1 protein-coding gene is annotated in these 232 nt (G+C 62.5%); it reads left to right on the top strand.

The window, feature by feature from the left end; all coding sequences use genetic code 11:
* A partial coding sequence (locus ACGF49_RS25340) for a ShlB/FhaC/HecB family hemolysin secretion/activation protein (RefSeq protein WP_387493585.1) occupies window positions 1-232 on the top strand: 232 nt, incomplete at both ends.

Here is a 232-nt window from a genome sequence, read left to right as displayed (position 1 = left end):
TTTGCGTCAGATAAGCGCCAGCCCATTGACGCCCCAGGATCGCTTCTCGATTGGCGGTCGCTGGACGGTACGCGGCTTTGATGGCGAGCTGACCTTATCCGCTGATCGGGGCTGGTACAGCCGCAACGAACTGGACTGGCAAACCCCGCTGAAAGGGCAGTCGCTGTATCTGGGGATCGATTATGGCGAGGTGGGCGGCCGGGGCAGCGACGCGCTGCTCGGAAAACACCTG

This window comes from Photorhabdus sp. RM96S (assembly GCF_042879335.1).
Classification (GTDB): domain Bacteria; phylum Pseudomonadota; class Gammaproteobacteria; order Enterobacterales; family Enterobacteriaceae; genus Photorhabdus; species Photorhabdus kayaii.
The sequence above is the reverse complement of the archived record's forward strand: the minus strand, read 5'-3'. Positions and strand labels throughout refer to the sequence as shown.